Below are 6,886 nucleotides of genomic sequence, written 5' to 3'. Positions count from 1 at the left end.
AAATGAGCAACCGTTTTGTTGCTTGATATTCGTACTCATACCAATCCGCATAAGTAAGTGATCGCTTAGCGAGAATTTAAAGGCTTAGGCGCAAGGCTTTGATTGAAGAGAATAGTTATTCTATTGTCAAAATTAATAACGCAGCATATCAGTCTTTAAAACTCGCCCTTTGGGAATACATGAGCACCATGATAACTGCACAAAATTTTCTTGATGTAGAATGACTATATCTACATAATTTTTGTTTGTTCTAACGTCGCTCATGTCATTCTAAGTAGTCACTTCTTTATATGGCTTGGTATAGGTAAACAGTCTATTTTTCCGACTTATCTAATGAAGCATAGAGTTCGCCAAGGCGGGTGACTGTGCCAGGACCAGCATTTACTGCAAATTCACTCAACATTTTTGGAGCGAAGGTGCTAACTACCGTTGAACCTAACTTAAAGCGGCCCATTTCGTCACCTTTTTCAAATGTAATAGCGTCTACGCCATCTTTAGGGTATTGCCATCTGAAGATGTCCTTGCCTGCAGGAGGGGTGATAGTACCTGCCCATGTGGTTTCAATGCTGGCAACAATTGTTGCGCCGACCAATACCATAGCAAGCTCGCCAAATTGGGTATCAAAAATAGCGACCACACGTTCATTGCGGGCAAAAAGGTCGGGTACATTTTCGGCTGTTAGTGGGTTGACGGAAAACAGCTCCCCGGGAATATAAATCATTTCACGTAACGTGGCTGCCATTGGCATGTGAATGCGATGGTAATCTTTTGGGGCAAGGTAAATGCAAGAGAATTTACCGCCTTGAAAAGGTGCTGCTGTGGCGGCATCACCGCCCAATAAAGAGGTTAAACTGTAATTAAAGCCTTTTGCTTGGATAAGTTGCCCGTCAACAATATCACCTTGTTGGCTAATCGCCCCATCTACAGGGTAGCAAATGGCATCTTTATCATTATCAATGGTTCGAGCACCATCAGCTAATTCGCGGGTAAAAAAGTTATTAAAGGTATTAAAGTCACTGGCTTTTTTTAGTTTAGCTTCACCCATATTGATACCGTATGCCTTAATGAACATACTAATAAGTTTAGTGGTTAACCAACCCATTTTTGCCGCGGCTAGCTTGCCAACTAAACGTGAAATAGCGTGTTTAGGCATCATATATTGCATGGTTATTTTAATTTTATCGCTAAGATTATTTTTTGAAGACACTCATTTTTCCTTAATTATTAAAACGTGAGGTTAATGTATTATCATTGAGGCTGGCTAAGATACGCTGAAAACTCGCTAAGCGAGCAGGGCTGATCTTGTCATCCGCGCCAGCGGCAATTAGCGCACAACCTGGATCGCTCTGATGTTTACAGTCTCTAAATTTACATAGGCCAAGAAAATCGGAAAATTCGATAAAACCATGACAAACTTGTTTAGGTGTTAAATGCCATAAACCAAACTCACGTATACCTGGGGAGTCAATTAAATCGCCGCCCTGCATAAAGTGATATAAACGCGCCACTGTGGTGGTATGTTGCCCTAAACCTGAATTTTCTGAGACTTCTTTTGTTAAAATCCCTAGCTCAGGCATTAAGGCATTAACTAAGGTTGATTTACCCACGCCTGACTGACCGACAAAAATACTGGTATGTTGCGCCAGCTGCAGTTTAAGTTCGTTTATGCCTTCACGTGATTTACTACTGGCATAAAGAACTTGATAGCCAATATCTTGATATATTTGTAATTGCTTCTTGATCGCTGCTTGTTCGTCTGTGGAAATACTGTCTAACAAATCAGTTTTGTTAAGTACTATAACGGGAGTAATACCCGTTTGCTCGGCAGCGACTAAATAACGATCAATAATATCACTATTAAAAACCGGCAATACCGAAGAGACAATTAGAATTTGGCTAATATTAGCGGCAATGGGTTTAACACCGTCATAAACATCTGGGCGACTTAAAACAGAGTCACGCTCATGTACGGCTTCAATAATGCCGGTAATACTATGCTGGGTTTCATTTCCAAGACGCCACAGCACTTTATCTCCACATACAAGAGAGGAAATAGAGCGGCGTAAATTACAGCGGAATACCTCACCTTGGTTATTTTCGACATCGGCGTGCTGGCCAAATCGACTAATAATGGTCCCTTGCTCTGGAGCTCCTAGGTCGCCATCATCCCACTGCACTTTATCTTTACCTTTAGTGCTTTTGCCTTGTAGCCTTTTATCATGATTGGCTTTAATTCGCCTTTGTTGACCTTCGGTCAATTTTTTTGTTTTAGCCATGTTAATTATTCATACTATTTAATTTGATCCAACTTAGTTCTGGCGTATTATACTAACAATAATATATGAATGCTTGTGCATTTTTTTAAGGGAACTTTATGGCGGGTAATGACAGTAATTTAATTTGGCTTGATTTGGAAATGACGGGGCTTGAGCCTGAGGGTGATGTTATTTTAGAGATCGCTATCATTATCACCGATAGTCATTTAAATATTTTAGCGCAAGGGCCAATTTTTGCCATCAGTCAAAGTGATGAAGTACTCGATAATATGAGCCAGTGGTGTATTGAACATCATGGCAAATCAGGGCTTACGAAAAGATGTCGTGATAGCGAGGTAAGCTTAGCAGAGGCAACACAGCAGAGTTTGGCTTTTGTGCAAGAGTGGGTTCCTCAAGGGAAATCTCCTATGTGCGGCAACAGTATCGGGCAGGATAGACGCTTTATTAATAAATATATGCCAGACTTTGAAGATCATTTTCATTACCGTAATTTAGATGTCAGTACGATAAAAGAGCTGGCAAGGCGTTGGAAGCCAGAAGTGCTAGACTCAGTGGTTAAAACTGGCGCGCATTTAGCACTCGATGATATAAAAGAGTCTATTGCAGAGTTAAAAGTTTATAGAGAGCTATTCTTCAAACTATAACTATAACTATAACTTTAGCCTCTAGCGCTAACAATAAAGATACAAAAAACTAAGGCACGAAAAATTATATAGCGTTATTATCGTGCCACCTTCCTATTTGAGTAACTCCAATGAAAACTGTAATCACTTGCTTAGTGCTTTTTGCGCTGAGCATTTGCCTAATCAATGCCAGCCATGCCGCGAATGTAGATAATAATAACGAAAATCAACAGTTAGCTATTATTATTCAAACTCATGAAGCGTTTTATCTACAATCAAGCCCTTTTAATCAGCCTGAGGTTGGGGGAACTAATGCTAAATTACCAAACCTATCAGCAGATACACTATTAACGCACTACCAACAGCGTTTAGCTATATATCAGCAATTATTGGCCTTAGATGATGAAAAATTAACACAAGATAATCAGATTAATTTATCAGTTCTTAGCTACAGCCTAAAAAATCAGTTAGATAATTACACTAACAAAGAGCACTTCATGCCACTTACGGCCGAGTCAGGCTTTCATGTTTGGATAGCAAGTATTTCCACGAAAGGTGATTTTAAAACATTTGTCGATTACCAAGATTATTTAGCACGTTTAGCTGCCTTGCCAAACTATTTCTTACAGCAAACTAACTGGATGAAAGAAGGGCTTAAACAAGGAATTAGCCAACCTAAAATAGTTCTTAAGGGCTTTGAGCAATCCATCTTGGCCTTTATTAAAGAAGATGTCACTAAGAGTAGCTACTATAAACCTTTTGATAAAATGTCTGCTTTTATCAGCTCAAGCCAGAAAAAAGATTTACAACGACAAGCTAAGCATGTGTTGAGCATTAAAGTTATGCCCGCCTATAAAGTTTATTATGACTTTATGGTTAATGAGTACCAACCTAATGCTCGTGACAATATTGCCGCTAGTTCACTGCCTAATGGCGAAGCTTATTATCAAAATAGATTGGAGCATTATACCACCTTGCCTATGACAGCAGTGCAAGTGCATCAACAAGGCCTTGCGGAAGTAAAGCGTATCCGTGGAGAAATGGAAGCTATTATAGAGCAAGTTGACTTTGATGGGGATTTTGCTGAGTTTGTACAATTTCTACGTAGTGATCCTCAATTTTATGCAAGCACAGCAACAGAGCTATTAAAAGAAGCGTCTTTTATTGCTAAAAAAATGGATGCTAAATTACCATCGCTCTTTAAAACACTACCAAGAACGCCTTATGGTGTTATGGCAGTACCGGCAAATATTGCTCCTAAGTACACTACGGGCAGATATGCAGGTTCATCTCGTGATGATCAGCCAGGTAATTACTGGGTAAATACTTATAGACTTGACCGACGACCACTATATGTCTTAACAGCACTAACACTCCATGAGGCTGTGCCAGGTCATCATTTACAAATATCTTTAGCAAAAGAAATGGTTGATGTGGCAAAGTTTCGTAATCGCACTTACATTTCAGCTTTTGGTGAAGGTTGGGGCTTGTACTCTGAATATCTTGGCATTGAGGCCGGCATGTATGAAAACCCTTATCATAATTTTGGTCGCTTAACTTATGAAATGTGGCGAGCGTGTCGCTTAGTTGTTGATACCGGAATGCATACTCAAGGTTGGAGTAGAGCACAGGCGATTGACTTTTTGGCGAGTAATACTGCTTTGTCACTGCATAATGTGACTACAGAAATAGATCGCTATATTTCTTGGCCTGGGCAAGCACTGTCATACAAAATGGGCGAATTAACAATTAAACGCTTACGTAATGAGGCAGAGCAAGCATTAGGAAAAAACTTTGATTTAAGAGACTTTCATGATCAATTACTCAAGCACGGCTCTATGCCATTATCTATGATGGATAAAGTTGTTATGAAGTATATCCATGAGCAGGCAATAGAAAAAAAATAATCATGCAATAACTTTTATTTATCTCAGTGAATAGTCTGGTTTACCTTAGGTAGTATTTGGCTATTCGCTTTATTTAATGAGGTAAATATCGAGAGCACAAAACGGCATTACAAGTTACTTGATTGAATAGTAGCGATATAATCTTCATAAATAATTTGTACAGAACGGATGATGTGGCTATTCCAGAAGGGATTTAAAGGAATAAGGGAGATGGAGCACGCAAAGAAAACGGAAGAAACAGATAGTGGATTATCGAATTAAGATAAGCCCCCACTATATCTAAACTTGGTAGTCCCGCTATCATAGGTTTCCCTTTAGACCGGTAACTTTGCGTCTCTAACTTTCATTAGATTTGCCCTTATCAAGCTGTAAAGCTCAATTTCATTATAGGTTGAATTTTATAAATGTAAACAGAAAAGGCTACTTTTGCTTCGCTTTATAGGTTAAAAGTAGTAATCAATACTATTGGATAATTTTCAATGGTTTGTTTTTCAATCACTAACGGTATGAATATGACTAGTGCGCGGTTATTTCCCTTCATAACATTTACTTTTAAACTGCTAACACTGGCTTCATTATTTGCAGTCAATACTTATGCCCAGTCTTCTTCTGAGCAAATAATATTGACTAATCAGGTGCTGAAGCTCTTAAAGGTCAATAGTGAGTCGCTCAATGCTGATACGGTGAAACAGCTGTCAGCTAAAATTATTGATAACCGTCAACTTTTCTCTAATGATATTATTGCCAAAGTTTTTTTACTGTCCGCTAATGTTGCTAGTAATCAAGCAAATATCAACAATATTTATGACTTTGCTCAAAGTGGTTTATCGGTAAATAGCCGGGATAAAAAAATAAAACTATCGCTTTTGTTAAAGTTGGCGGAAGTTTATGTTGCGAGAAAGCAGTATCAGCAGCTACTTATTTTGATTCAAACGGCAGTAAACAATAGTGAATACAGCCGTAATATCAAACATCAATTACTTTTACTTAGTTATCGTAGTGTCGCTTTTGCCATGCTGGGAAAACATCAACAGGCTTTATCGGATTTACAACAGGTTGAACGAGGTATTAGCAAAAGTGAATTGACCGAACATATTGAACTATTAACCATCTTGTCCATGGTCTATCACCATCTAGGTGATTATCAAACATCATTGACTATGCAGTTAAAAATTTTGAAATTAAGGTTTGAAATGGGACAAGTGGCAAACCTTGATAAGACCTATTTATATTTGGGTTATGCGTATTTCTATTTGCAGCGTTTTGATGATGCTTACAATGCTTTTTGGCAGTCTAAAAAACATGCTGATAATAAGCAAGCACCTATCAGTGCCGCCTATGCAAGTAAGGGGTTAGGCATTACATTACTTACTCAACAACAGCTTCCTGCTGCTATTGAATCATTAGAGCAAGCAATCACTATATTTAAGCACAACGACATGCTTGATGAGCAAATTGAAACTATGGTCGCACTGGTTAAGGCGAAGTTAGACCAGCAGCAAACTAGTGAGGGTTATACTTTGTTAAATCAAGTTTTAGTGCTTTTAGATGGCAAAGATATTTCGTTGCAGTTTGCTGGTTTTTACCGCATGGTTGCAGAGATGCACCTTGCCCATGAAAATTATCAAAGTGCATACCTCTGGCGGGAAAAACATAGCAAGGTACTACTAACTAAACTGCATGATATGAAAAAAGCTTCGACGTTATCCCATGGATTATCTCATTTTACCACAGGCCCTCAAGCTATCGTTGAGCCTATTGAAGAGTCGAGAAAATTGGCGTTAAAATTAGCACGAAGTAGTGAGTTATCGAGTAGTTTTGTCGATAAGTACCAAAAGCAACGCACCATTATTATTAGTTTATCCGCGCTTGTTTGCTTATTGATTATGACCTTACTGGGGTTTTTTCTGAGGTTAAGATCACAGCGAATAAACTTAGCCTATGAAGAAATTGAAAAACCGAGTTATGCCATGTCCGGTCCCATGCAAACTAAATTTGACTATCAATTGGCTTTTAAAAAAGCACGTAAATTTCAATACCCTCTAAGAGTTGCTTATTTAGTGGTAGAAAACTGGCAAGA

The 6,886-nt window shown here is 38.6% G+C and carries 5 protein-coding genes and 1 riboswitch; of the genes, 3 read left to right on the top strand and 2 right to left on the bottom strand.

Going from position 1 to position 6,886, the window contains the following annotated elements; all coding sequences use genetic code 11:
- Positions 1-313 precede the first annotated feature (313 nt).
- Together asd and rsgA are read right to left on the bottom strand one after the other, a co-directional pair.
- Positions 314-1,165, bottom strand: coding sequence for an archaetidylserine decarboxylase (asd, locus tag HRT50_RS06880; RefSeq protein WP_291612752.1), 852 nt, complete (start codon positions 1,163-1,165; stop codon positions 314-316).
- A 52-nt stretch (positions 1,166-1,217) separates the two neighbouring features.
- The gene (rsgA, locus tag HRT50_RS06875) at positions 1,218-2,276 is read right to left on the bottom strand and encodes a small ribosomal subunit biogenesis GTPase RsgA (RefSeq protein WP_291612719.1); all 1,059 of its coding nucleotides are present in this window, start codon (positions 2,274-2,276) and stop codon (positions 1,218-1,220) included.
- Between the two features lie 98 nt (positions 2,277-2,374).
- Between rsgA and orn the strand changes: the two genes are divergently transcribed.
- The 3 genes from orn to HRT50_RS06860 form a co-directional block, all read left to right on the top strand.
- Positions 2,375-2,920 carry an oligoribonuclease gene (orn, locus tag HRT50_RS06870; protein ID WP_291612717.1) on the top strand — a complete coding sequence of 182 codons (546 nt, stop codon included), beginning with the start codon at positions 2,375-2,377 and terminating at the stop codon, positions 2,918-2,920.
- A 110-nt stretch (positions 2,921-3,030) separates the two neighbouring features.
- The gene (locus tag HRT50_RS06865) at positions 3,031-4,806 is read left to right on the top strand and encodes a DUF885 family protein (RefSeq protein ID WP_291612715.1); all 1,776 of its coding nucleotides are present in this window, start codon (positions 3,031-3,033) and stop codon (positions 4,804-4,806) included.
- Positions 4,807-5,090: 284 nt separating this feature from the next.
- Positions 5,091-5,173, bottom strand: a riboswitch (cyclic di-GMP riboswitch).
- 145 nt (positions 5,174-5,318) lie between these two features.
- Positions 5,319-6,886 (top strand): tetratricopeptide repeat protein (locus tag HRT50_RS06860; RefSeq protein ID WP_291612708.1); only part of this gene is annotated, 1,568 nt, incomplete at its 3' end.

The sequence above is a fragment of the Colwellia sp. genome (assembly GCF_013215345.1).
In the GTDB taxonomy this organism is placed as follows: domain Bacteria; phylum Pseudomonadota; class Gammaproteobacteria; order Enterobacterales; family Alteromonadaceae; genus Colwellia.
This window is presented reverse-complemented; position numbering and strand designations above follow the sequence as displayed.

Bases quoted from the DNA above. Each gene is read 5' to 3' on its own strand.
- asd (WP_291612752.1), bottom strand. From the start codon at position 1,165: ATGCAATATATGATGCCTAAACACGCTATTTCACGTTTAGTTGGCAAG.
- rsgA (WP_291612719.1), bottom strand. From the start codon at position 2,276: ATGGCTAAAACAAAAAAATTGACCGAAGGTCAACAAAGGCGAATTAAA.
- orn (WP_291612717.1), top strand. From the start codon at position 2,375: ATGGCGGGTAATGACAGTAATTTAATTTGGCTTGATTTGGAAATGACG.
- HRT50_RS06865 (WP_291612715.1), top strand. From the start codon at position 3,031: ATGAAAACTGTAATCACTTGCTTAGTGCTTTTTGCGCTGAGCATTTGC.